This is a genomic window from Pseudomonas sp. RA_15y_Pfl2_54, assembly GCF_963971015.1.
GTDB classification, from domain to species: domain Bacteria; phylum Pseudomonadota; class Gammaproteobacteria; order Pseudomonadales; family Pseudomonadaceae; genus Aquipseudomonas; species Aquipseudomonas baetica_A.
The window spans coordinates 1-25,751 of record NZ_CAXAPN010000053.1 but is presented as its reverse complement, the minus strand read 5'-3'; the positions used below and the strand labels follow the sequence as shown (position 1 = coordinate 25,751).

At 56.1% G+C, this 25,751-nt stretch carries 14 protein-coding genes; 11 read left to right on the top strand and 3 right to left on the bottom strand.

The window, feature by feature from the left end; all coding sequences use genetic code 11:
* Positions 1-274: 274 nt before the first annotated feature.
* On the top strand, positions 275-580 hold the full coding sequence (locus AACY50_RS27235; RefSeq protein ID WP_339539669.1) for a hypothetical protein: 306 nt from the start codon (positions 275-277) through the stop codon (positions 578-580).
* A gap of 442 nt (positions 581-1,022) precedes the next feature.
* On the opposite strand, the gene AACY50_RS27230 is transcribed toward AACY50_RS27235, so the two are convergent.
* The 3 genes from AACY50_RS27230 to AACY50_RS27220 form a co-directional block, all read right to left on the bottom strand.
* On the bottom strand, positions 1,023-1,268 hold the full coding sequence (locus tag AACY50_RS27230; protein ID WP_339539667.1) for a phosphopantetheine-binding protein: 246 nt from the start codon (positions 1,266-1,268) through the stop codon (positions 1,023-1,025).
* Between the two features lie 35 nt (positions 1,269-1,303).
* On the bottom strand, positions 1,304-2,353 hold the full coding sequence (locus AACY50_RS27225; protein ID WP_339539665.1) for a MupA/Atu3671 family FMN-dependent luciferase-like monooxygenase: 1,050 nt from the start codon (positions 2,351-2,353) through the stop codon (positions 1,304-1,306).
* Between the two features lie 76 nt (positions 2,354-2,429).
* On the bottom strand, positions 2,430-8,048 hold the full coding sequence (locus tag AACY50_RS27220; RefSeq protein WP_339539663.1) for an amino acid adenylation domain-containing protein: 5,619 nt from the start codon (positions 8,046-8,048) through the stop codon (positions 2,430-2,432).
* A gap of 287 nt (positions 8,049-8,335) precedes the next feature.
* Between AACY50_RS27220 and AACY50_RS27215 the strand changes: the two genes are divergently transcribed.
* The 10 genes from AACY50_RS27215 (at position 8,336) to AACY50_RS27170 (ending at position 25,032) form a co-directional block, all read left to right on the top strand.
* On the top strand, positions 8,336-8,587 hold the full coding sequence (locus AACY50_RS27215) for a hypothetical protein (protein WP_339539661.1): 252 nt from the start codon (positions 8,336-8,338) through the stop codon (positions 8,585-8,587).
* Between the two features lie 27 nt (positions 8,588-8,614).
* Positions 8,615-9,871 (top strand): MFS transporter, encoded by a 1,257-nt coding sequence (locus tag AACY50_RS27210; protein ID WP_339539659.1) that lies wholly within the window; start codon positions 8,615-8,617, stop codon positions 9,869-9,871.
* Positions 9,872-9,954: 83 nt separating this feature from the next.
* The gene (locus tag AACY50_RS27205) at positions 9,955-10,176 is read left to right on the top strand and encodes an MbtH family NRPS accessory protein (protein ID WP_339539656.1); all 222 of its coding nucleotides are present in this window, start codon (positions 9,955-9,957) and stop codon (positions 10,174-10,176) included.
* Positions 10,176-16,694 carry an amino acid adenylation domain-containing protein gene (locus AACY50_RS27200; RefSeq protein WP_339539653.1) on the top strand — a complete coding sequence of 2,173 codons (6,519 nt, stop codon included), beginning with the start codon at positions 10,176-10,178 and terminating at the stop codon, positions 16,692-16,694. Before AACY50_RS27205 ends, AACY50_RS27200 begins: the two co-directional genes overlap by 1 nt.
* Positions 16,695-16,737: 43 nt before the next feature.
* On the top strand, positions 16,738-19,032 hold the full coding sequence (locus AACY50_RS27195) for a lantibiotic dehydratase (protein ID WP_339539650.1): 2,295 nt from the start codon (positions 16,738-16,740) through the stop codon (positions 19,030-19,032).
* Positions 19,033-19,091: 59 nt separating this feature from the next.
* Positions 19,092-20,414 carry an aminotransferase family protein gene (locus AACY50_RS27190; RefSeq protein WP_339539647.1) on the top strand — a complete coding sequence of 441 codons (1,323 nt, stop codon included), beginning with the start codon at positions 19,092-19,094 and terminating at the stop codon, positions 20,412-20,414.
* A gap of 47 nt (positions 20,415-20,461) precedes the next feature.
* Entirely contained in the window at positions 20,462-21,514 is a 1,053-nt protein-coding gene (gene hppD, locus AACY50_RS27185; protein WP_339539645.1) for a 4-hydroxyphenylpyruvate dioxygenase, read from the top strand.
* Positions 21,511-22,593, top strand: a complete 1,083-nt coding sequence (locus AACY50_RS27180; protein WP_339539643.1) for an alpha-hydroxy acid oxidase — start codon at positions 21,511-21,513, stop codon at positions 22,591-22,593. The genes hppD and AACY50_RS27180 overlap by 4 nt, the downstream gene beginning before the upstream one ends.
* A gap of 42 nt (positions 22,594-22,635) precedes the next feature.
* Positions 22,636-23,961, top strand: a complete 1,326-nt coding sequence (locus AACY50_RS27175; protein WP_339539641.1) for an aminotransferase-like domain-containing protein — start codon at positions 22,636-22,638, stop codon at positions 23,959-23,961.
* Between the two features lie 426 nt (positions 23,962-24,387).
* Entirely contained in the window at positions 24,388-25,032 is a 645-nt protein-coding gene (locus tag AACY50_RS27170; RefSeq protein WP_339539638.1) for a Qnr family pentapeptide repeat protein, read from the top strand.
* Positions 25,033-25,751 lie beyond the last annotated feature (719 nt).

Below are 25,751 nucleotides of genomic sequence, written 5' to 3'. Positions count from 1 at the left end.
TGAACGACCTGGGCTTTGAACGGTTTGGGATAAGAGCTTCGTTGGCGCATGAAAATCCTGGCGATTAAGGGCGATCGCGTCCGCTTAAAAATACGCGGACACCATCGCCCTTAATGCTGGAGTTTTGGAGGTGACTTGGCCAGACGCTTACATAAGAACGCCGTTCCTATTCCAAGTCCTTAAAAGCCCAGGTCATCGCCGAGGGTGCGCAGGCTGACACCTCGATTGCCAATGTCGCCTTGACCCACAACCTCGATGCAAACCTTGTCCATAAATGGATTCGGGTGCATGCGCAGAAAAACCTGACCCTGCAAACTACCTTTATCCGCTCAAGGCATTGTCTTCGACAGTGGCCCCTCAGGTTCTTCCGGCCACGATTCGAATCGAAATACCTCGTTCAAAAGGCGTCGTCGTAGTGAGCTGGCCGGCAGAAAATGCAGCGGCATGTTTTGCATTCCTGCCAGACCTCGCTGCGATGATTCGCATCGACACCATCTGGCTCGCCACCGAGCCCATGGACATGCGCGCGGGCACTGAAACCGCGCTGGCGCGACTTGTTGTAGGGTCACAAAATAGATGATCCTGAGCACTAGCAAACATTGGCGGAAAATCATCTATTTTGTGAGTCCATCGATTGGGTTTCATAAAAGAGATGAGAAAAGCCTACTGGACTCACAGAATAGATGCGCAACTGCTCGCAACCTTGCAGCTCCAACCAGCCTGCCGTTCATCAAGGAAGCTTGCTTATAGAAGGAGCCGTAGATTTCGGCTGCGGAGCACGCAGCCCGTGATACCGAAAAGATGAATGCCCATGCCGCCAAGTTTCAAGCTTGGTTCCGTCAAAACCTCACGGTGGCGGGATAAGATAAGGTGGCGTTGAATGGGATGTCAGATTCGTCTTGCAAGGAGCGAAGATGCTGCCACGATTAGCAGCGTAGTGGTCGCTTCGTTGCGACAGTCGAATTACCGCCTCACCCGAGCAGGGATACACGACCTGTGCTCGGAGCGAGGAGGAATATGAGTTAGGCTGTCAGATACTGCTCCAATACCGCCACCGCGCAGGTGGATGCGGTTGTAAAAACGAAAATCACCATTGGGTCGACCTCTTGGTCAATGGCTTGGGAGATTTGGAATCCAGCTTCCACCGCCAACAAAGAGTCACCTCCGGAGTTGAAGAAATCGTCGTTGGCAGTCAGTGCGGGTACTTGTGTAACTGAGCGAAAGATTTCGAGGATTTTGTTTTCTAGGATCTGGATCTCAATTGTCATAACCACTTCCTTTGGTTGGCATCACGAAGTTTTCGTTACAAATAGTCAGTGCGGGAAACGGGTTGCTCTAACTCGGACATGTACTTGCGCAAGGCGCTCAGTTGGTCAAGACCATCCATTACTCTTTCGTGGCGGAGGCCAAAGTCTATAAGGCAGGCGATCTCGTCGACACCAGCCGTATGGCAAAGATCAATCACTTGTTTTGCGTAGTTTAAGTCACCGATCAGCCCCGCCTCGTTTAGGTATCGTTGCGTACTGCCCTTTATTTGGGCGCGTACCGTTTCATGGGTTTCAGGATGCACCCGTTGACTAGTACCTGCACGATAAGGCGTCAAGGAGCCGATCAGATAGTCTTCCAGCGGCGTTTGAGCGTCCCGCAGCGCCTGTTCACGGCTGGGTGCCAAGTAGGTATGTAGCATCAGCGTGACGTGTCCACGCCAGGAACTGCCGGTTTGCGCCAGTGCTGTGCGATAGGCAGTGATTTTTTTTGTTAGCTCGGGGATGTCCTGTTTGACCAGGTGGGTCAAGACGCTTGCCTGAGCACGACCGGCTTCCTCAAAGGTGTCCAGCGTGCCAGAAGAGGAGATCCACAGTTGAAGAGGTGCGACAGGAGGCGGAAACGTCGAGACCTTAGAAGCACCCTCCCCGAAGGGTTCGCCAGCCCATAGACTTCTGAGTATCTGCACCGTCTCAAATGTTGAGTCGCGCCTATGTTCATAGACTCCGGGAGCCAGCACGAAGTCGCGAGGATTCCAGCCCGATGCCAGTGAAATACCCACTCTGCCGTTCGACAGATTGTCGACGACGGACCATTCCTCGACCAGGCGCAAGGGGTGATGCAAAGGCACGACGACACTTCCGGCGCGGATATGTACCCGTTCAGTCACCATGGCTACCGCCGCACCGAGTACCGCCGGGTTCGGGTAAAGCCCGCCCACGGGGTGAAAGTGCCGTTCCGGAATCCACACGGCGGCGAAGCCATTGGCGTCAGCGTAGCGAGCCCCATCCAGTAACAATTGATAGGTGTTGCCGGTGGATTTTTTACCGGTTGCCGCATCCGCAAAGTAAAACAGACTGAGTTGCATGTTCAGGTCATCCTTAACGTGTCATGAGCAGCGAAATTTCAACGGGATCGCCCAGCGCTCGAATGGTCGGTAAACGTCAACGAGCATCGCCGGCGGGCGGGAAAAATCCCTGCTCCACCCCATGGGCCACGAAGTCTGCAATCCATGATTTCGTCGGCTTGAAGTATTGGAAGCCCAATTTGTTGAGCCAGGCGTCAGTCACGGCATGCTTGAGCGCAACCGGGCGACCAGCGCCTCGGTAGGTCATCGGCAGAATCCGGCCGACGTCTTCAACCCGTTCCTTATCACGCCCCAATATCGGCAGCGTCTCTTCGAATGCCTGAGCCGATACCAGATCGATGCCGTACCCCAACTCATTGAGTGTCTGGATGAACTCACCATAGGGCAGTGCGTTGGGGGTCTGGATATGGAATGTGCGACCTGCTGCCAGAGGCTGGCCGCCGAGCAGCAGAACCGCCTGGGCCATGGTGTCGGCGGGTATGAGTTGAATGCGCCGCTCCGTCCAGTCGGCGGCAACGCCCAGGCCCATGACGGCGCGTACGTAGCGGCTGAAAAAGTGCGCATCGATATTTCGCTGGAATTTGCCGCTCACGGAGTTAGGCGAAACCGTGCCCACTCTGAAGACGGTCGCGTAGTCGCCTGATTTATTGAAGTCGGCGATCAAATGCTCCGCGAAAATCTTGCTGGCCGAATAGGCTTCGGTCGGTGTTTGCCCGACTTCAAGCTGATACTCGTTGATGGATCTAGCCACGCCATCCAGGCTTCGTCCCGCCACGCCGATAGTCGAAATGTGGCACAGGCTGGGCTTGGCGAGCTGTGAGCACAACTCGATCACGCGCTCTGTGCCATCGGTGTTGACGGCAAAGAAGTCGCGCTCCGAGCCAACATGACGCACGTCCGCCGCCGCGTGTATCACTCTGTCGCACGTCGCTGTAAGTGCCGAGCGTGCCTCGTCGCCAAGGCCCAGGTTCCTTTCTCGCAAGTCCCCCCTGATGCACCGTACTCGTCGGGGAAATACCGACGCATCGATCTCGGACTGCGGGAAGTACCAGGCATATTGACTGGCGAGCCGATCCTGGGCGGCCTGGTCATTATGGGCACGCACCAGGCAAACAATTTCCAGCTGTGGATAGCTGCAAAGAAGCTCATGCAGAATATGGATGCCGAGCATGCCGGTGGCCCCAGTCAACAACACTTGCCTGCAATGACGCCAGGTGTCGAGGCCAGCATCAATGCGCGTGAAGTCGATTTCGGGCTCGGCGGCAGCGGGCTCCACATGGGTGATGGCCTGCGGTTGCTCGTGGTGAGGTTGCACGGTGTCGATCCAGCGGGCCAGCAACTCCACGGTTCTGTGTTCGAAGACCACCTGAGGCATCAAACTGATGCCGGCCTGCCGCAAGTGAACGGTAATGGAGATCGCCAGTAATGAGGTTCCGCCGACCTCGAAGAAATCATCGGCGACCGACTCCACTTTATAGGCCAGTACGTCCTGCCAGATTCGTGCGATCAACAGCTCCGAAGGGCTTTTGGGTGGCCGACTGTCGGTGGTGGTGCTGAAGACCGTTGGTATTCTTTTTCTGTCTATTTTTCCGTTGGCGGTGATCGGCAAGGCGTCCAGGACTGTTATCACCGAAGGCAACATGTAGCTGGGCAGGCGTTTGGAGAGTGCCTCCTTGATGAGGTTGGACAGCTGAACCTTCTTCAGCCGTGCCCCCGGATTGTTACCGTCGGCCGACGGCTCTGACCGGAAGCTGCGCCCGGCAAGCGTGGCGAACAGATTGGCCGGATGCGCCGCTGTCGACAACACCATGTCGTAGTACCCGTCCGGATGATCCGAGCAGTTGAACGAGACGGTATAGCCACACTCGGCAGCGAGTTCACGAAGCGCTTCAGGGATGACACTGTCAGGCAGAGTCGAGGGAGTATCGGTTGAGTAGAGTTCATCGCGCCGGCGCAGATCGTCAATCAACAGGCCGTGAGGTACACCGGTGAATGCGAAAGCAGCATTTGTCCGCAATCGTAGATGTTCGGCCAGCTTCTCAAACGTCCAGTTTCCAGCACGCCATTCCTGCCAGTTCAACGCTGGCAAGTCATCGTTGCAAGCGGCCGAGGGTCGACTGAACGTGACGTCATATCGATACTTGTTCATCTCCGTGGCATGCCGTCCGCGACGGGGTTCGATGCGCGGCATCAGCCCGGTTTTTTTCGCGTAGTTGTGGAAGAAGCACGGGTTGACGTTCAGTTCCGGCTCATCCTGGACAGCCTTTGCAATTCTGGGCAGCAACTCATCGTTCGTCAGTTGCGGCGCCCGAGCAGACTGTACCGAGGCGTGGAACATTTCCAGCAGGCAGTAATTCCGGACATCTCCCAGGTAGATCACGCCGTCCGGGGCGAGCCGGCTGCGCAACGCGTCCAGCACCTCGGTCAAATAGGCCATGTCGGGAAAGTACTGGCTTACCGAGTTGACCACGATGACATCGAACAGGGCCTCGAACTCAGGCAGGTTTCTGGCTTCGGCCACTGACAACTCGATATTCGTCAGTCTGGACAGCCGGAGTTTCTGGCGCAGCTTCAGAATGACCGAGGTGGAGAAATCGGTGCCTACATAGCGCGCGCAGTGCGGTGCGAGTTCTTGAGCGAGCAATCCCGTGCCGACCCCGACTTCAAGAACATTGGTTAGCGTTGAGCGCTGCTCTGGAAGACAACGCAGGATGTTGTCAACGGTTCCGTCCAGCCATTCGTCCATGACTGATGGCGCGATGGGTTGCTGATCGTAGCTGGAGTTCCAGCCGGTAAAGTCCCTCGTTCCGGACGCAGAAATTTCGTGGGTCTGGTCGAAGAGGGTGCGCCAATGCGCGACAACATCGGCGTCGAACGTATTCTGGTCCTGTTCGAGAGGTGCATCCTGTGCTGTCACACAGGCCACGAGCCGGCAATTGCTCCCGGGATCGCCGACTGCCAGCACCACGGCATTGTGGACGCCGGAAAGGCTGGTCAGCACTGCCTCGATTTCGCCTGGCTCAATGCGAAAACCGCGGACTTTCACCTGACTGTCCAGGCGCCCGCGGAACTCGAAGGTTCGCAGCGCCCTGTTCCAGCGGCCCCTATCACCGCTGCGGTAATACTTGCGTCCACTCAATTCGATGAAGCTCGCGCGGGTTTCTGCCTCACGATTGATGTAGCCGGTGGCCACGCCTCGACCGCCAATCCAAATTTCACCAGTGACGTCATCGGGCAGCACATTGCCGTGCTCATCGGCGATGACGACTTCAACGCCGTCCAGTGGTTGCCCTATCGGATAACCGGTGACCGGACGTTGTTTGTCGAACAGATACAACGTGGAAAAAATGGTCGCTTCGGTGGGGCCATACGCGATGAAGACCCTGGCCTTGGGGAAAGCGTGGGACAAGGTGGCCAGCAGGTCGGCAGGTACGATGTCGCCACCAGTGATCACCACTCGAAGCGAGTCATGACTGTGTGAGGCGGATTGCGACATGGACGTCAACAGGTTTTCCATCAGTCCGGGAACGGCCTGAAAGATCGTCGAGGTCTTCAGCAGCTCGTCAATCGCCTGCGGCGAGAAGATTTCCTCCTGGGTCACAATTCGGCTCTGTCCGCCGGCCAGCATGGCGATAAACAGCTCGAAGTAGAAAACATCAAAGGTGCTTGCCGCGATTACCAGCCCGACATCCGAAGGCGAGCATTCATGCAGCAACTGACAGGCGCGCATCGTATTGACGATATTGCCGTGGGAAACCATGACGCCTTTGGGCCTGCCGGTCGTACCGGAGGTATAAAGGATGTAGCAAGGCGATTCGGGCACAACCGCCGCGTCAATCGCGCGCAGTTGTTCTGGCGTCGGCTGGTCGTGGGCTTTACCGATGACGATACTGGGGATCGTATCGCAGCCTTTGTCTGCGCAAGACACAATGATCGCCCGGGCATTGGAGTCCGAGGTAATAAAGGCACGTCGATCGTCGGGATCCGCCGGATTGATCGGAACAAATGCCGCACCCGCTCGCAGGACGGCCAGTGTGGCTACGGCAATATCGACGCTGCGCTCGACACATATTGCGACGGTGTCGCTGTGGCGCACGCCACTTTGCAGTAACTGCACGGCCAGCGCGGCTGACTGGCGGCTGAGTTGGTCAAAGGTCAATAGCCCGTGCTTGTCCGAGACCGCACCGGCGTTCGGTGAAATTTGCGCCGCTTCAAGAAACAATCCATGCAGCCCGCAGTCTGGCCAGACCTGCTCGTCTGGCGTGCCGTTCGTGGAGGAAAGCTTGTGGAAGAGGGGGAGTTGGGAGATGTCCTGTTGCGGTGTCTGCACGATGCAATTGAGCAAGCATTCGTAATGGCTGGCCATTTCCCGGATCACCTGCTCGTCGAACAGGTCCAGCGCATAGTTGATCCGCAGGCGCGCGTCTGTCGGGCGCCGCCACAACGTCCATTCCAGGTCGACCCGGGCAACGTCCAGATCGACCTTCAGGAGCTCGGTTCGCGTACCTTGCAACTCGATTTTGCCGGCCTCGACGTTCTGCAGAGTGAAAAGGACCTGGAACAACGGGTTATGACTGAGCGAACGCTCCGGGTTCAGGTCTTCCACCACCTGTTCGAATGGCGTTCGTTGATGCTCCAGCGCGAGCAACGTCGTGTCTCTGAATGCCTTTAGGACGGTAGTGAAACTGGCCTGTGGAAGAATGCGGGTGCGCAACACGACCGTATTCACGAATAAACCCAGGACATTCTCCAGCTCCTCGACCGGTCGGTTGGCGACAGGGGTGCCTAAGACAATGTCAGTCTGGCCTGAATACCGATGCAACAGCACCTTGAGTGCGGCGCCCAGGACCATGTAGAGCGAGCTGTCATATTGCTTGGCCAGGGCTTCCAGTGATTGCACCAACCCGTGTGGAAGGGTCAGGTCAATATGTTTGCCCCGGAAGTTGGCGATGGCCGGCCGGGGGTTTGCCATTGGCAATTCAATTTGTGCGAGGTCGTGGAGCTGGGTCTTCCAGAATTGCCGACTGCGGATACCCGCTTCGCTGGCAATCCAGGCTTTTTCGGCCGCGACGAAGGTACTGAAATCGATACTGCCGGTGGCAGGTAACGCTTGCGAGGCAAGTGCGGCGGCATAAAAGCGTTGCAGGTCTTCGTGCAGGATACCCAGCGACCAGCCATCGGCGACGATGTGGTGAATCACCAGGGCCATCAGGCAGGTATCATCGTCAGTGCGGATGACAACGGCCTTGAGCAGAGGCGCGCGGCCCAGGTCAAATGGCTGCCAGATAAAACTATCCAGGCATTGCTCTGCCGATTCGGGATTGTCGATGACGGACACGTCAGCGTCGACGGCGTCATGGACTACCGACTCAGGCTGGCCGTTGTCGTTGGCCTGGAAAGAAGTGCGCAAGCTGGGGTGCTTGTTGATCAACGCTTGAAATGCCTGGCGTAATGCACCCAAGTTAACGTGGCCATGCAATTTGGCGATGCTGAAAATATTGTAGGCCGCACTGTTCGGATCCATCAGGTGCAGGAACCACATTCGTTTCTGGCCGTAAGACAGGGCGGATGTATCAATATCGAGTTGCGTGTGCGGCTCAGATGTTTTCTGTGCGCTCTTTATATGCCGGGCGAGAATTCTCTCGGCCGCTGATCTTTGGTCTTTATGTGCACTAGCCTTAGAACAAAAATCCATTCGATATACCATCCATAGTCGAGTAGCTCCTGCGAATCACCATAGAATTTCATTAGCGCTAGGGTCAAGTGCAAAAAATAAATTTCATCAGCCTAGCAAGTAGTGGCGTATAGCTATAGCTCGCTGCAAGCCCCATATTACTTAGCGTTGCGGCTGTGGCAGTGCATAAAAAATAATTGAGGTTATCCACCAATGTTCGGGTGTGGGTTTGCAATGACGTTGTAACGGTTATGGGGGACATGGCAGAAAAATCAGCACTTGTATTATCATTTATATGATTAAAAACAATGGGTAAGTGCTTTGTCAGGGGGGAGAGTGGTGCTGGTTTTGTCGCCGACTTCAGCAACAACCGCACAGGTTGTGTGGACGTTAAGACGGTTGTTGACGATCGCGAAAAAAACTTTACGCCTCCGTTTTTCCTGTGTTATCAATTAAAAACTGCTGAGGAGGCTGGTGGATTCAGCCTACAAGTAAAAAGCCGACGCTTGGGTGAACTAAAGTTTGCCAGCGAAATAAGGGAATATTACTCCGCCTGTTAAAGCGGAAGACTGTCGGAGACTAATTGCTTGAGTATTGAAAAAAGGTCCCTCTGGCGGGACAGAAACTTCGTGTGTCTTTGGATGGGGCAGTCCGTCAGCGAGATGGGCTCGTCTATCACCAATATCATTCTTCCACTGCTCGCCATTACTACGTTGAGTGCAACTCCGGGTGAGATTGGCTTACTTCGCGCCATGGCCTCCATTGCTGTATTGCTTGCGTCAATACCTTCGGGCGTCTACATCGACAGATTCAACAAGCGAAGCTTGATGATCGTGTGCGACTTCGTGCGAGCGGCGATATTGGTTACAGTCCCGCTATTTGCATTTTACGATCAGCTTTCGATGTACTGGCTGTATGCCGTGTCCTTCTTGTGTTCTGTGTTCTCGGTCGCCTTCGGAATCGCTTACCACTCCTACTATCCGATTTTTGTGCCGCGCAAGGATTTGCCCGAGGCTAACAGCAAGATCGAAACCACGGAATCCGCTGCGCGGGTCGGTGGCCCGGGGATCGGCACGTTCATGGCGGGCTTGATCGGAGCCCCGCTCACGCTGTTGTTCGATGTCGTTTCCTATATTGCCAGCGCTGTTCTTCTGAGTTTCACCAAGGCTGACGAGTCGAGCAAGGTGAAGGTAACCAAAAGGCCGCCCTTGCTGCAGGAAATAGGTGAGGGATTCAAGCTGCTATATGCCAACTCGGTATTGGCGCGAACTGCGGTGACTACTATTGGCTCGATGTTCTGTCTGGCCATGATGAATGCGGTTTTTTTATATTACTTGATTACCGATTTGAAACTTTCACCGCAAATGGTCGGTATTGTGTTTTTTGTCGGCGAAGGTGGCGGGCTGTTGGCAGCTATCCTCGCGAGTGCTTTGATGCGTTCGGTCGGCAGTGCAAAAATAATGTGGTGGGTAGTCTTCCTTAGTCCGGCTGGTTTCCTTCTGGGTGGGGCGCAAAGTCATCCGCTGTTGCTGCCGACACTCTATCTATGTCTGACGTCCGTCCGCTTTGTATTGTTTGACATTGCCCAGTACTCATATCGGCAGTCTTCTTGTCCGCTGGAAAGCCTCGGCAAAGTGACAGCAAGTATCAGAACCTGTATCGGAATTGCAGCGGCAAGCGGGGCGATTATCGGCGGGTGGCTGGGCAGTGTTGTAAGTCCCGTCGCGAGTATATTCATCGCGACGGTATTGATGTGTGTTTCATCCCTTCCTGTAGTGTTTTCGGCGTTACGGCATACCAGAGATATTGAAGACCTTCCCGCGCTGACCCATGTAGATCGTTGATAGAAGTCGGGTCTGCAGCAAAGTTTTCCTCGTGTCGTTTTAGTTGCCAGGTTTTCCTTGGTAAAAAAGGGAGTTGATTAAGCATGGATAGCAAAAGCGTGTATGGCGTTGTCATCAATCAGCAAGAACAATATTCCCTGTGGAATAACGACCAGCCGATACCGGGTGGATGGACCTCCATTGGCGTGACGGGCTCTCAGGATTTTTGTTTGAACTGGATTCAAAACAACTGGCTGGATCAACGCCCCGGTTTCCTGCGCGACAGCATTGCGCCGACAAAGGAACTGTCGGTTGAGGAGCTGTAATGAGCAGCACCTTTGAAATAACTAATCATGCGCTCGATCTCTTGTCCCGTTATCTTGAGAATGGTGTTTGCCTGCACCTTGCCGACGACGGATTCGAGCTGCAGTCCCCTGAGACGTCGGCCTCGCAGCCCCTGGAAGCACTGACACCGGAACTTCAAACGCACTTGCAGAGCCTGCTGCGGGAGGAAATCGGCAGGCCTTTGCAGGGCGGCACGCTATTGCCGTTGTCCTGGATTCAGCGCCGGCATTACTTCGTCACCCGGCACGAAGGCGCTGAAGTTTCATCAACGGTGCCTCATGCGTTGCGCTTCAGCGGCAATCTGGATCGAGCGGCACTGCGTGACGCTTTGCTCCACCTTCAGCGAGTTCACCCGATGCTCCGGGCGTCCGTGCATGAAATGTACGGAGTGCTCTTTCAATGGATCGCGCCAACGGCTCAACTGACCATTGAATTCGAGGACCTTTCGCACACGCCGGTCAGTTCCCAAGAAGCAAAATTGGCAGCGTTTTCACTTGACGTCATGCGTCGACCTTTTCAACTCGACCGCGGCGTGTTGATGCGCCCGGTACTGGTCAGGCTCAGTGACGAAGAGCATGTTCTGCTGCTGCCGTTGCATCATCTGATTGCTGACGGATTGTCTCTGCGCGTGATCAACGACAGCCTGTTATCGGCCTATGAGGGTTACCGAACTTCCGGTCACGCTGACCACCTGCCGGCGCCGAGTTCAACCTATGCCGACTTCATCCGCTTTCAACATTCCGAGCGGTCTCGGACGGAGAACGAGCGGCACCTGGACTACTGGATCAAACGCATGGCCGGCAAACCCGTCATGCTCAGCTTGCCCACCGACAAGGCGCGGCCTGCGACGCCTTCCTACAAAGGCCGTTACGTCGAACGTGTGCTTGATGAGGCGCTGACCAGCGCGCTCAGTGACTTTGCAAAGAAGCAACACGTGACGCCGTTCATGCTCTACAGCGCGGCGTTTCATGTCTTGCTGGCGCGGTATTCGGGTCAGAGTGAAGTGACCTTGGGCTACCCTTTCGGCAATCGTATTCGGCGAGAGGACACCGATGTCGTCGGGCTGTTTGTCAACACGCTGCTGCAACGCGTTGACGTCAGTGATGATCCCGTTACGAGTGTGTTCCTGACTCGGGTAAAGCGCGAGATCCTGCTGGGGACGGGGCATCATCGATTGCAATTCGACAAGCTGCTGGATGCATTGGATGTAGAGCGCAGCGCCAGTTACCACCCGCTGTTTCAGGCGTTCATCGGTTATTACGGCCAACAGGCAAACGGGGTAAAACCCAGCAGCGTTGCGGTCAAGCCCTACATTGTGGACACCGGGGCAGCACGTTTCGACCTGGAGTTGTTCCTTCGCCCGCAAGGTGGCGAAACCGTCATGATGCTCTGGGCGCAAGATGATCTGTTTCGACCGGAAACATCCGCCAGGATGCTCGCCCACCTGGAAAATATCCTGAAGGGCATGCTCGCGGCTCCCGAAGAAAAGATTTCCTCGTTGTCGCTGCTTTCCGAGCAGGAATCCGGGGATCTGTTGAGGCTGGCGAGGGGAGGCGACCCGCTCCTGCCGGGCACCACGATTCTTGAACAGATCGCCGATACGTGCCGCGCTTTTCCAGACCGGGTTGCCGTGCGATTTGAGGGACAGTCGATCTCTTACCGCGAGCTGGACGCGGCTTCGTGGCATGTGGCGCGGTCCCTGGCCGATCGTGGAGTAAAGGCGGGCGATGTTGTCGCGGTCCAGTTGCAACGCTCAAGGGAGTTGCCGATCTGCCTGCTCGGGATTCTCAAGGCGGGCGCCGCCTACATGCCGCTGGATCCCCAGGCGCCGCAGAGTCGTGTGATGGAGATGCTCGATGATTGTTCCCCACGTGTCTTGATTGTCGAAGACAGCGCGATGGCGTCTCCCGGGGAGCTGCCTTGGGCCACCCTTTCTTCCTTGTTAACCCAGGAGCCGGCTGGTCCGGGCGATGCGGCCATTGCGCAGGGGCCGGCGAGCAAGGACCTGGCCTACGTGATCTTCACCTCGGGCTCCACGGGACGGCCCAAAGGGGTGATGAATACCCATGAGGCGCTGCTGAACCGTCTGGCCTGGATGCAAAAGGCTTTCCCTCTGCAAGTCAGCGATGTCGTTGTGCAAAAGACACCGCTGACGTTCGACGTCTCTGTGTGGGAAGTGTTCTGGCCGCTCATGTATGGCGCCACGTTGTTGATGGCCAAACCCGAAGGGCACAAAGACCCCGAGTATCTGGGGGCACTGTTCTCAAGGGAGCAAGTGAGCGTCGCTCATTTTGTCCCTTCCATGCTGAGTGCGTTCGTGGCTGCCGAAGTGTTGCCGTCCTGCACTCATCTCAGACAGGTGATTTGCAGCGGTGAAGCGCTGCCGCTGCGCTTGGCCGACGCCGTCAAGCAAACCAGTGCAGCCGAATTGCACAACCTTTATGGGCCTACCGAGGCTGCCATTGACGTCACGTGGTACACGGTGACCGAAAACAGTTTGAAGGCCGGCTGCGTACCGATCGGGCGTGCCATTGATGGGCTTGAGATATTCATCCTGGATAAAAACCTCAATCTGGTCCCCCCCGGCGTTGTTGGAGAAATCCATATCGGCGGCATCGGGCTGGCACGTGGCTACATCAACCAACCGGCACTGACTGCACAGAAATTCATTCCCTCACCCTTCAGTGAACAGGGCGCGCGGTTGTACCGGACCGGTGATCTGGGCAAACACCGCTGGGATGGTCAGATCGAGTATCTGGGCCGGAACGACAATCAGGTCAAACTGCGGGGCTTTCGCATCGAGTTGGGTGATATCGAAACGGCCCTGATGCGCCTGCCGGCCATTCGCGAAGCGGTAGTGACACTCAATCAGGACATCCATGGCCACGCGACGCTGGCGGCATTCCTGGCAAGCGATGACGTCAGCACGCAACTGATACTCCGTGCTCGCGAGGCGCTTTCATCCTCCTTGCCGGAGTACATGATTCCCTCCCAGTGGTCGGTCGTTGACGTGTTCTCCAGATTGCAGTCAGGCAAGGTCGACCGGTCCGCGTTGCCAATACCTGTCACGTATGCCGACGCAGTTGGCGCTGCAGGGCCGCTCGAGCAAGCGACGTTGAGTGGCATCGAGCAAACATTGGCAACCGCCTGGGCGCGCGTGCTGGGCAGAGAGGTCACTCACGGTGACGAAGACTTCTTTCATTTGGGCGGAGATTCAATTCGCAGTATTGAACTGGTCGTGGCAGCCCGGCGAGCAGGCTTGCAACTGAGTGTGGAGAAGATTTTCCAGAACTCCACGCTGAGCAGCATGGCCCTGGTTGCCACGCTGCTGAGTGGCTCCGTGTTGATGGCCATTGCGCCATTCGGACTGATTTCAGCGGCCGTCCAGGAAGGCCTCTCCCAGGACATCGAAGACGCCTTTCCCTTGTCCCGGCTGATGACCGGACTTTACTACGAGTCGGTGGCCAGCCCGGATTACCACATCTATACAACGGCAGTGGAGTTGGAGGGGACGTTTGTCGAGCCAGTGTTCAAGCGTGCTGTCGCGCTGTTGATGAAACGCCATCCCTTTTTGAGAAGCTCCATTGATGTGTCTTCTTACCAACAACCTCTGCAGTTGATTCATCGCGACGTAGAGGTGTCGTTGGCGGTTGTCGATATCAGCGACATCGATCCGGCAGCCCAGGCAGCTTCGTTCAAGGCATGGTTCGATGAGCAGCGAACTGTCAGGTTCCAATGGGACAAGGCACCGTTGTTTGCCATGACCGTACATCGTTACAGCGCCTCGCGGTTCACCCTGACACTCGCCGAACCCTATCTTGATGGGTGGAGTGTCACGCTGGTCATCAGTGAATTGCTCGAGTTGTATCAGCAGCTCCTGGAGCACGCTGTGCCCGTCGTCGAGCCCGTGCGCGCACAAGGCGAGTTCTTACTCAGGGAGGCCGATGCGCTGGATGACCCGGACCACAAGGCGTTCTGGGCCCGACAGCTCGCGTCGCCTCATCAGGGCCAATTGCCACTTGCCAAAGGCAGCGATTACCGCACGTTCAATGTGCCGGTCTCCAGCGCGACGTCCGATAACCTCAAGCGTCTTGCGAAATCATTGGGCGTGTCGATCAAGGCGGTCCTGCTCAGTGCACATTTGCAAGTCATTGCCTTCATCAGTGGCAGTACTGAAGTCATCACCGGCCTGATGTCCAACAGCCGTCCGGAAACGACAGCGGGCACGTCGGCAGTCGGCATGTTCTTGAATACGTTGCCGTTGCACATCAACGTCGCGGGCCTGACGCGCCGCCAGCTGATTCAAGCCGTGCACGCTTTCGAGGCGCAGGCGCTGCCATTCAGGAACTACCCGTTTGCGCAGATGTTGAGTGATGCCGGTATCGATAACGTCATCGATTCCACGTTCAACTACACCCACTTCAGACCTTACGAGCAGTTCGCGAACAATCAGGGGCTGACGCTGAAGTCCATCAGGGCCACTGACCAGACTTATCACTCGTTAACCGCTCAATTCAGACTCGATGTGTTAACCCAGGGCGTCGGTCTGTTCGTTGAGTTCTCCAACACGGCGCTATCGGAAGCCGCGATGGGGCGAATCGCTTCGTACTATGAAGCGGCGTTGTCACAGCTGGCGACCGACCCTGAATCCAGTGTCTGCCCTCTGGACAGGCTGGCATGCAGCAACGCTCATGCACTTCTGGTGTCGCCACCGGTGGAACTGGAAGTCTCCCGTCTGATCGCCGCGTTTGATCAGCAATGCGAGGCTTCACCGCAGTCATTGGCATTGCACTGTGAGGGGTACTCGATCAGCTATGCGTGCCTGTCTCAGTGGGTCGACAGGTTCGCCGAAACGCTGCGTAAAGAGCAGGTGGTGCCAGGTTCCGTCGTCGGCATCTGCGTCGAGCGTTCTGCCGAGTATGTCGTCGCAGTGCTGGCATCGTTGCGCCTCGCTGCAACCTACATGCCTCTGGATCATGCCAGCCCGAGCGAACGGCTGGGGATGATCCTGCATCAATCACAAGCCCGGCTGCTGATCGTGTCTGAGTCGACCCGGGGCAAGGTTCCCGGTGAGATTCGTGCCGTGGCGGTTGATGCAATGCCGGTCGATGAGCGGCGTTCCAGCGCCAGCTGGCCACTGAATGCGCGGCATCCGGCGGTCTTGATGTACACCTCTGGTAGTACGGGAACCCCTAAAGGCGTCCTGTTGCACGATGAGGCCATTCTCACGCGCCTGCAGTGGTCGCGACGCCAGGAACCGAGCAAACCCTCGGACGTTTTCGTGCTGAGAACGCCAGTCGGCTTTGTCGACAGCATCGCCGAAATGTTCGACGGGCTGCTCAGAGGCGTGCCTACGGTGATCTTGCCGGACCGCATCAAAGACCCGGTGGAGCTGATGAACTTCATCCAGACCCACCGAATTACCAAGTTGACCTGCGTGCCCGCCCTGGCAACCGAGATGCTCGAGTCGGGTGCCGAGGCGCGCGCCAAGTTGGCCACGCTCGATTGCCTGCACTTGAGCGGTGAATTGCTCAAAGGGGAGTTGGTGGAAAAGATCCGGCAACACCTGCCGGGCGTCAGTCTCATCAATTTGTATGGTTCGACAGAGGTTTGCGCGGATGCCACGGTGTTCAAGGTCCAGGAGGCTGCGGCGCTGCTGACTCCGGTCGGTCTGCCGATTCCCGGCGCTCAAGTGATGGTGGAGCATGGGGGGGGCGGTTACGCACCGATCGGGACGCCCGGCGAACTGCTGGTGGGTGGTCAGATCCTCGCCCTGGGCTACTTCGACGATGCTAGGCAGACGGCGCAGCGATTCACTCCCTCTTTGCTCAATGATGGCGGACGCGTCTATCGCACGGGTGATATTGCCGTGCTGAGTGACAGCGGCGATTTGAATGTATTGGGCCGCGCCGACCGGCAGATAAAGATTCGAGGCATCCGCATCGAGCCCGCGGAAATCGAAGCGGCGCTGAAAACCCACGCGCAGGTTGCCGAAGCATTGACCGTACAGCGTGTGCTGGAAGGGCGAAAGGTGCTGGTGGCCTATGTCCGCCCGGCTGCGCAGGCTGATGCGCCGGCAACTGATTCGTTGATCGAGCATTTGTCGTCGCGCGTCCTGGTGGCGGCTATCCCGGATGTGTTCATCACCGTTGAAAGCTGGCCGTTGTTGCCGTCCGGGAAGGTCAATATCAACGCGCTGCCGGTGTATGGACCGCAAAGGGCCGAGGGCCGCCAGCCCGATGGGCTTATCGAACTGGAGTTGGCCGCGCTCTGGGAGCAGCGGCTCAAGACAGCGCTGGTCAGTGTCGAGGATGACTTCTTTCAACTCGGCGGCAATTCGTTGTCCGCCATTATTCTGGCCGGCATGATCGGGCGCCGATTCGGCGTCTCCGTGAATGTGTCAGATATTTTCGACCACAGAACCCTGGCGAAACAGGCGCATCTGCTTGAGGTGAAACTGCTCGAGACTGAAGCAGCAGAGCTAGCGGATGGACAGTGATCGCCGGACAGCTGGCATCGTTTAGATAAGGATGTGAAACGACATGGAAAACTCCAAAAGTTGGCGTTGGTGGGACGATGTGCTGGTACGCGGCGCAGGCTTTGGCGCCGGTGGCGTATTGCGTCTGGCGAGTACGAGCCTAGCGGCGCAGGCTGATCTGATGGGGAGTACGCCTTTTTCCGAAGCTGACTTGAGCGACTACCGCGCGTCATTTGCAAAGGTGTCTGTCGAGCTTTCCCAGGAGCTGCAAGACATTGCCCGGCAGGATGACTTTCTGCGGGCCGTCTCCTGGCAGAACCATCGTCTGCTGGACGGTGCCGTACGTCCGTTTTGCGAGTGGGATCCCGCCACTCAGACAAGGCATTCCAAGCATCGCCAGCGTGAAGAACTGATCGCCAACTATTGGCAACGTTACTGTGTGAAGAATGACACCATCGGTTTTTTTGGCCCGTCGGGATGGGGCACCTTCAGCAACGAGTCGGCCACCCGCTACACGCCGGGTGAAACGTTGATCGAGCGCCGAGAAGTATTCTTCGAATCCTGGGCGATCGATTGCCTGGCGGAATCATTCGAAGCGTTTCCTGCAATTCGCGAATGGTTGAAGCCGCGCCGGCTGACATTTGTAAAGATCGAGGGCGACATCAACTTCAACGGCCCCGGCCTGAAGGTCAAACTGCCGGCTCTGGAAACGGCCGTGCTGTCGATGTGTGACGGCAGGACGTCCGTTCACGATATCGAGCGCGAGTTGTCAGGCAGTTATTCCGTCTCGTTGATGGATATTCTTGGCATTCTCGATACGCTCAAGGCCAAGCGCTGGATCGTGTTGAAGATCGAGTTGCCAGCCGGGGCCCACCCGGAAATATGCCTGCGCCAGTTCTTGCTGGGCATAGGCGATACGCAGTTGCAATCCTCGTTGCTGGCCAGGCTCGATGCCATGGAAGCCGCACGCGACAAGATCGAATCGAGCGGTGACGCTACCGAGCTGACCCTGGCGCTGTCTGAACTGGATGCGCTTTTTTCCGGGTTTACGGAGACCAGCTCGACCCGGAACGAAGGCCGTACCTATGGCGGCAGGACGTTGGTCTACCACGATAGTCGACGCAATATGGCGCTATCGGTAGGCGAGGATATCAAGCAAGGTCTGGCGCCGCTGTACCTGCTGGCCAAGAGTGCGCGCTGGATTTGCTGGCGGCTGGGGACTGGGGTTCGGCAACTGCTCAGGCAAACCTATCAACGCTGCGTCGAAAAGCACGGGGCGCAATTTGACCTGACCACCATGTGGCTGGAGTCGTTGGGCCCCTTGTCAAAGGTCATCGATGCGGCGCTCGACAACATTGATCAGGTCTTCCGGGACAAGTGGGCGAAAATCATCGCTGTCGAGGATAGCGAGCGACGGGTCGAGTTCACGTACGCGCAACTGGAGGAACGGGTCAACCAGGAGTTTGACGCCCCAGGGGCCGGTTGGGAGGGCGCGCGCTACTTTTGCCCGGATGTGATGCTTTCCGCTGTCGACATCAATGACCTGAAATCGGGTGACTTCAAACTGGTGCTGGGGGAAATCCACCTGACAATCAACACCATGAGAAGCTCATGTTTCGTCACGCAGCACCCCGATAAATCAGCGTTGCTCAAAGAGGTGGACAAGGACTTCCCCAAACCGCAGTTGCTCAATGTCCTGCCCAAGGAAAGTCCACCTCGTCTGTCGGTCCGCACCCACCCGGTGCTGTCGCGAGACTGCGATTACATGATCGAACTCAACTATCACACCGTGGATGCGGCCCGCGATCGCCTGGTGAAAAGTCGAGATACCACCATCCTCGAAGAGGACGGGCTGATCAAGATCAGGATCCCCAATGGCGAAACGTTTGATCTGGTCGACGTTTACGCTGAGCTGCTGATGGGCCGCGTGATTGACAAGTTCCAGTTGTTCTCGGACCGCGCGCACATGCCCAGAGTCAGTATCGATAAATTGGTGATTGCGCGAGAAAGCTGGCGCTTCCAGGCGCAAACCCTGGAATTCGCCAATGAAAAAGATGAGGCGCTGAGATTCATGAAGGCGCGCATCTGGTGGAAATCTCAAAACATTCCGCGCTTTGTCTTCGTCAAGTCGAAAACCACTGAAAAGCCATTTTATGTGGATTTCGAAAGCCCGATCTTTATCAACATCCTTTCCAAGTTGATACGACGTAATCAAACCTCCGAGGCAATCAAGAACAAAGAGGTGACATTCGTCGAGATGCTGCCGGACCACCAGGATCTCTGGTTGACCGATCATGCCGGTAATAAATACACGTCGGAACTCAGGTTTACCTGGGTCGATAACTACCCGATCAAATGACCGGTGACTGACGCCAGGTCCGGGTTTGGAAAATGAACTTTTACACGGAGGTGATGGGTATGCGTATTCATGAAGACGCAGGACAGGCTGACACTCACGAGTCGTTGCTGCGAGAGGATGCGGCCTACGTCTGGCATCCTTGGGCGCCTAACCGCATAAGCACCAGTACGGTCATTGCCGTCGCCGGGGAGGGCAGCCACATCACGGATGCCAAGGGGGATCGGTACCTGGATGCCAAGGCGTCAGGCATGAATGCCACGCTGGGGTACGCCAATCAGAAGATCGTCAAGGCCATAACGGCTCAGCTGGAAAAGCTGATGACCTACGACATGGTCGAAGGGGGCAATGCGCCCGCCATCGAGTTGGCGCGGGCGATTGCCCAGGTGACCGCACCGGGCTTGACCAGGACGTTTTTTTGCAACAGTGGCTCGGAGGGTATCGAGACGGCGCTCAAGGTATCGCGCCGCTATCACAAGTTGCTCAACGACCCGGAGCGATCACTGATTGTGTCGCTGAAAAACTGTTATCACGGCACCACCCTGGCCGCCTCTACGTGTGCGACATCTTCTGCCGGCGACGAACAAGGGCTGCTTCCCGCAGGTTTCGTTTCAGTGCCAGGGCCCGACTGGGAGGTCGTGCGCCGCGAAGGCCTGGCTGTGTCCCGCTCTGGGGTCGAGGCGCTCGAAGGTTTTTTTGCCGAGCATGGGAAAAACATTTCGGCATTTATCGTCGAGCCTGTCCAAGGCATTGGCGGCTACATCGTGCCGGACAACTATCTGCGGGCGGCGCGAGCGCTCTGCACCCAGTACGGTGCGCATCTCATCCTGGATGAGGTTCTGACCGGGTTTGGGCGTACCGGCAAGATGTTCGCCTATGAATATGCGCACATCACCCCCGATATCCTGATCACCAGCAAGGGTTTGACGGCCGGTTACATGTCGCTGGCGGCGGTGACCACCCATGACACGATTTTCGATGTGTTTGAACGCGAAAAGGAAATGTCCGGCTTCAGCCACGGGCACACGCATTCCGGGCACGCTTCGGCCTGCGCGGCAGGCCTTGCGGTACTGGATATTCTGCAAAACGATGGGGTGTTGGCGCGCGTCCACCAGTTATCGACGGTGTTGCGCGAAGCGGTCGGTGCGTGCGCCGAGACGGCAACGGTCCGGGAGATCAGATGCCGCGGATTGCTCATGGCGGTCGAGTTCGACAGTGTCCAGCGCGCCCTCTCGATCAAGAAGTACCTGCAGGACAACAAAGTACTGATCCGCCGCAGTGGTCGGAACATCATTTTTGCACCGCCGCTCAATGTCGACCTGGCTGATATCGAGTACCTCGCTGCGCAGTTTCTCGACGCTGTCAGCGTCGCGTCAGCGCAATGAGCGTAACAGGTTGGGTGTTGTAATCAGCAATCGGGAGGTGTCGCAACATGGATGAAGCTTTGTTTTTCGATGACGTCAGCGTCGATCATATACGCCTATATGTGCATGATCTTGAGTCGGCCTCACTGACTCTGGGCGAAAAATACAGCCTTGCGTCATGTCATTTCGATCTTCCGGCCTGCTCTCAGGAGACAGAGCGTTCGCGCTGCTTTTGCAAGGAAGATATCTGCATTGTCCTAACTCAGCCGCTGGTGCCGTCGCATCCGGGCAGCGAGTTTTTGCGAAGGCATGGCGAAGGGGTTGCGGACATTGCCTTCGCGGTGCCGGATGCCACGCAGGCCTTCACGCTGGCCGTGTTGCGTGGTGCGGTGCCGCACCTGGCTGCGCAGCAGAAGGGTGGCATCGTCAGCGCTTCGATTTTTGGCGCGGGGAATCTCGTTCACACTTTTGTCCAGCGAAAAGCGTCCGGACATCGGCGTGTGCCGGAAGATGACACACCAGGGAGAACAGTCAGCGGATTGCATGCCTTCGATCACTTTGCCGTGTGCCTGCAGGCCGGTGATCTGGCGGCAACTTGCGCCTTCTACATGCTGGCGCTGGATTTCTCTGTTCTCTATGAGGAGAAAATCGTCGTGGGTAAACAATCCATGAACTCCAAGGTGGTACAGAACAGGTCCGGTCTGGTGACGTTGACCTTGATAGAACCCGACCTAAGCTATGAAGCAGGGCAAATCGACAGCTTCATTCAGAAGAACAATGGCGCAGGCGTGCAACATATCGCCTTGCGTACAACGAATATAGTCAAGTCGGTCCAGGCCCTGACTGAAAAGGGTGTCGACTTCTTGAAGTCTCCCAGCGCCTATTATCAGCAGCTGCCGGAGCGTCTTGAAAGCCTCAAATATGATGTCGACAAACTGATGGAGTTGAGCTTGCTGGCTGATCAGGACCATGCCGGCCAGCTGTATCAGATATTCGCCAAACCCTCTGATCCCGATTGCCATTTTTTCTTTGAAATTATCGAGCGTGTCGGGGCCAAGACCTTTGGCAGCAGCAATATCAAAGCGCTGTACGACTCTGTAGAAATGAGTAAGGCGTCATGATCTCGACTCCCGTTAACCTTGCCGATTATTCGGAACTGGCGCGCCTCTCCTTGTGCGACTCAATCTGGGATTTTATTTGCGGTGGCAGTGGCGAGGAGATCGCGCTGAGGGCCAACCGGACGGCACTGGATCGCATTTCCCTGTTGCCTCGTGTCTTGACGGGCCTGACCGGGCACAGCACGGCTTGCACCTGGTTCACACATGCCAGCGCGATGCCCGTCGCCATCGCACCGATGGCCTACCACAAGCTGTTCAATCCGCAAGGCGAGCTGGCCACCGCACGAGCCGCAAAAGTCAGAGGTGTGCCGTTGATCGTCAGTACCCTGAGCAGTGTTTCGATCGAGGACATCGCCGCAGTGGGCGCTGATCTCTGGTTCCAGTTGTACTGGCTCAAAGATCAGACTCAGGTCCGGTCCCTGATCAAGAGAGCCGAGGATGCCGGCTGCAAAAGCATCATGTTAACGGCCGATGTGCCGCTGATGGCGCGGCGTAACCGTGACTTGCGTAACGGATTCGCCTTGCCCGCTGATGTGCATGCCGCCAATCTGACGCCGAGTGCGCATCTGCACGCTGTTTCGCATACCGGCAGTGCCGCCACTTCCGCTGTGGAGCGGCACACCCGGGAAGCCTTTCTTGCGGGCTTGAGCTGGCGTCACATCGAGCAACTGCGCGCCATGACGACCTTGCCCATTATCGTCAAGGGTGTCATGGACCCTCGGGATGCGCGCCAGGCTTTCGAAAGTGGTGCTGATTGCGTTGTGGTTTCCAACCACGGCGGTCGACAGTTCGATGCCGCACCCGGAGCGCTGGAGAGTCTGGCGAATATTGTCGAGGTGACCCCGAACGAATGTTCCGTGCTGTTTGATAGTGGAGTCCGAACGGGTAGCGATGTTCTGAAGGCCATGGCACTGGGGGCTGATGGTGTGCTGCTGGGCAGGCCGGTCCTGTGGGGCCTGGCCGCGCAAGGTCAGCCTGGCGTGGAGCAGGTTCTCGCGTTGCTCAAGGATGAACTGCTGGACGCCATGGTCCTGGCCGGATGTCATTCACCCGCTGACGCCAAAGCGCTGGTTGTAGGGTAAGTCGACTGTTTGCGTTCTATTTCAAAGGATGGAATCTGCACAATGAATCTGAATCTGGACGATCTGCACGCCAGCGTCACTGACCCGGCGCTGAACTCCATGAACTTCCTCAATGAAGTGGCCGAGCGATATCCTCAAGCCATTTCCCTTGCCGCTGGCCGTCCTCACGAGGATTTCTTTGAGCTGGAGACAGTTCATCGAGCCATTCATGTCTTTACCCGTTATCTGACTGATGACTGCCAAATGAGCGAGGAGAAAGTACGGCGAACCATTTTTCAGTACGGACCTACCGCTGGCATCATCCAGGGACTGATCAGCGAACACCTGGCCATCGATGAAGACCTGCAGGTTGACCCGCACGCGATTGTGATCACGTCGGGATGCCAGGAAGCAATCCTGCTGACATTGCGGGCACTCTGTCGTGACCCCGGTGATGTGCTTCTCGCCATCAATCCGACCTATGTCGGGCTGACGGGAGCTGCCCGCCTGCTCGATATTGAGGTAGTGGCGGTTGCCACCGACGCGACCGGCGTTGATTTCGCTGACTTCAAGGCAGTCGTCGCGGGCTTGCGTGCTCAGGGACGCAAGCCCAAGGCCTGTTATGTGATGCCCGACTTTGCAAATCCCTCCGGGGCGAGCATGAGTCTTGAAACGCGTCAGGCGTTACTGGCATTCGCGGGTGATGAAGCGCTGATGCTCATCGAGGATAACCCTTACGGCTACTTCCACGGGGATGACATCAGACTGCCGACGTTGAAGGCGCTGGATAAAACCCGCCAGGTCGTCTACCTGGGGTCTTTTTCGAAAACCATATTTCCCGGGGCAAGAGTCGGCTTCGTGGTCGCCGACCAGCCCATTGAGCCCGCGGGCACAGCCGGTTTGCTGGCTGATCAGATCGCCAAGATCAAAAGCATGGTGACGGTCAACACGTCTCCGATTGTGCAAGCCATCATCGGCGGGCAATTGATCGAGCATCGGCTCAGCCTCTCGACTGCGACACGTGATCTGCGCGGTATCTACGAGCGTAACCGGGTGGCCGTGCTGGCTGCCTTGGCAGAAAAACTGGGGGCGCATGATCTGCCCGTCAGTTGGAACATCCCGGCGGGCGGATTTTTTCTTGTGCTGACGGTACCGTTCGCTGCTGACGAAGCAGCCCTTGCACAGTGTGCGCAAGAGTTCGGCGTGATATGGACGCCCATGACCCATTTCTATCTGGGAAAGGGCGGGGCGAACCAGCTACGCTTATCCATCAGTGCCTTGAACCCCGAGCAGATAGAGGACGGTGTAGAGCGTCTGTCCCGGTTCATTCGGATGAAGCTTGATCGTGAACTCAATGCAACAGGCGCATCCAAGCGGATCAGGCGTTGATCAACAGTCAATGGCTGTAGCGTCCCAGGCTAACCAATGAAGATCTAGCCGATACCTTCAAGGCTTCCAATCTGGAAAATGCCCCACCAACGCGCAAGGGCCGAAGTGAAGCGCCCCGCCCGTATGCCCTCTGTAAGCGGAGGGTGAACTGGATGTTTGCAGGACGCTACGCAGCAGCAATCGAGCGTTGGCGATAATTAGCCTGATCTAACCGGCGCGCATGAATGGCATAAGCCGTATGCGTATCTCAAAAATGTGCTGACGCGACTGTCGGACGTAGCAGACGAACGATGTCAGTCAATTACTGCCGTGTGCCTATGGATGAGCGTTGCCTTGGACATGTTATTAATCATTACAACTGCTCTTATCGCCCATTTTTAGCCCTATACTTTACTGATTTTTATATGATGAGGATTGAACGTCACTATGAATAGTTTTGTTCAGCGGGACAGGAGAGTGGAGAAGAATGAATACACCGGCGTAAAGATTGTGGGCGCTGAATTTTATAACTGTGATTTTTCACAAGCCGACTTGAGTGAGACACAATTCGTTGATTGTAAGTTTTATGATCATGACGCTGAACTTGGGTGCAATTTTAGGAGCGCGAATTTAGCGAGGTCTGCTTTCACAAGGTGCGATCTTACAATGTGCAGCTTTAGCTTTGCAAAGGCATTAGGTATAGAGATGTCCGGATGCAAATTACAAGGTGCCGATTTTTCTAATACAAGTTTCATGAACATGATTACGCACAAGAGCTGGTTCTGCCACGCAACAATTACGGACTGCAACCTCTCGTACGCAATCTTTTCGAGAGTAATACTGGAGAAATGCGATCTATGGGGCAATAGATGGGTTGGAACAAACGTCAAAGGTGCAAGCTTTAATGGCTCAGACCTGTCAGGTGGAGAGTTCAACTCATTTGACTGGGAGCATGCGGACTTTAGAGGGTGTGATCTGAGCAGCTCAGATCTTGGAGTGCTTGATGTTAGAAGGGTGAATCTCTACGGGGCAAAATTGGAGGTGGAGCAGATTTGCAACTTGGTCAGAGCGCTTGGAGTTGAAGTTGTATGATGCTTTTACTGAATTGTATTCATGAGCCAAGAACAAATAATGCCCGATTGTTCAGCTGGCATTAATTATTCAATTTCAGGTACGAAGCTTTCCAAAAATTGATGAGTACTTCAGTCAGCCCCTGTAGGCTGTTACTTGAGCTTCGATAATTCATTTAATTACGGCGACTTGCGGGATGCAAAAAAATTGTTTGTTCTAACTTTTTAAGTTGGTAGGGGTCGTGCTGATACCCATTCTTATAATTAAAATATATATTTCCTGCATCTTTGTCAATGTAGGAGAGGGGTTGAAAAAATTTATTTACCAGATGGCTGAATCGAGCTGTTGCCGCACAGTTTGGCGCCCATTTAACCGCGCAAGATCTGTTCGGCGAACGCTTGCTCTAACAAAACGATTCTCCTCAGGCATTGGCCGAGGCAAGCTTCAGTAGGTACGAGAGTTTAGAGATTGCAACATTGATCTCATCCTGAGCGTCGCCATCCCACTCTTCGACTGACGCCAACTCTAGTTTTAGTACCTCTATGCGCTCTCTGATATCTGCAATTTCTTCGTCCCGGCATCGTGTTGCGATTGCCTCCCAGCTTGCTTCAGAGTAAGCGTCTGGCCAAGTCACCTTCAAAACTCCAGCATTAAGGGCGATGGTGTCCGCGTATTTTTAAGCGGACGCGATCGCCCTTAATCGCCAGGATTTTCATGCGCCAACGAAGCTCTTATCCCAA

Excerpts from the sequence above, each read along its gene's own strand:
- AACY50_RS27235 (WP_339539669.1), top strand. The coding sequence starts at position 275 with ATGGATTCGGGTGCATGCGCAGAAAAACCTGACCCTGCAAACTACCTT.
- AACY50_RS27230 (WP_339539667.1), bottom strand. The coding sequence starts at position 1,268 with ATGACAATTGAGATCCAGATCCTAGAAAACAAAATCCTCGAAATCTTT.
- AACY50_RS27225 (WP_339539665.1), bottom strand. The coding sequence starts at position 2,353 with ATGCAACTCAGTCTGTTTTACTTTGCGGATGCGGCAACCGGTAAAAAA.
- AACY50_RS27220 (WP_339539663.1), bottom strand. The coding sequence starts at position 8,048 with ATGGATTTTTGTTCTAAGGCTAGTGCACATAAAGACCAAAGATCAGCG.
- AACY50_RS27215 (WP_339539661.1), top strand. The coding sequence starts at position 8,336 with ATGGGTAAGTGCTTTGTCAGGGGGGAGAGTGGTGCTGGTTTTGTCGCC.
- AACY50_RS27205 (WP_339539656.1), top strand. The coding sequence starts at position 9,955 with ATGGATAGCAAAAGCGTGTATGGCGTTGTCATCAATCAGCAAGAACAA.
- AACY50_RS27200 (WP_339539653.1), top strand. The coding sequence starts at position 10,176 with ATGAGCAGCACCTTTGAAATAACTAATCATGCGCTCGATCTCTTGTCC.
- AACY50_RS27195 (WP_339539650.1), top strand. The coding sequence starts at position 16,738 with ATGGAAAACTCCAAAAGTTGGCGTTGGTGGGACGATGTGCTGGTACGC.
- AACY50_RS27190 (WP_339539647.1), top strand. The coding sequence starts at position 19,092 with ATGCGTATTCATGAAGACGCAGGACAGGCTGACACTCACGAGTCGTTG.
- hppD (WP_339539645.1), top strand. The coding sequence starts at position 20,462 with ATGGATGAAGCTTTGTTTTTCGATGACGTCAGCGTCGATCATATACGC.
- AACY50_RS27180 (WP_339539643.1), top strand. The coding sequence starts at position 21,511 with ATGATCTCGACTCCCGTTAACCTTGCCGATTATTCGGAACTGGCGCGC.
- AACY50_RS27175 (WP_339539641.1), top strand. The coding sequence starts at position 22,636 with ATGAATCTGAATCTGGACGATCTGCACGCCAGCGTCACTGACCCGGCG.
- AACY50_RS27170 (WP_339539638.1), top strand. The coding sequence starts at position 24,388 with ATGAATAGTTTTGTTCAGCGGGACAGGAGAGTGGAGAAGAATGAATAC.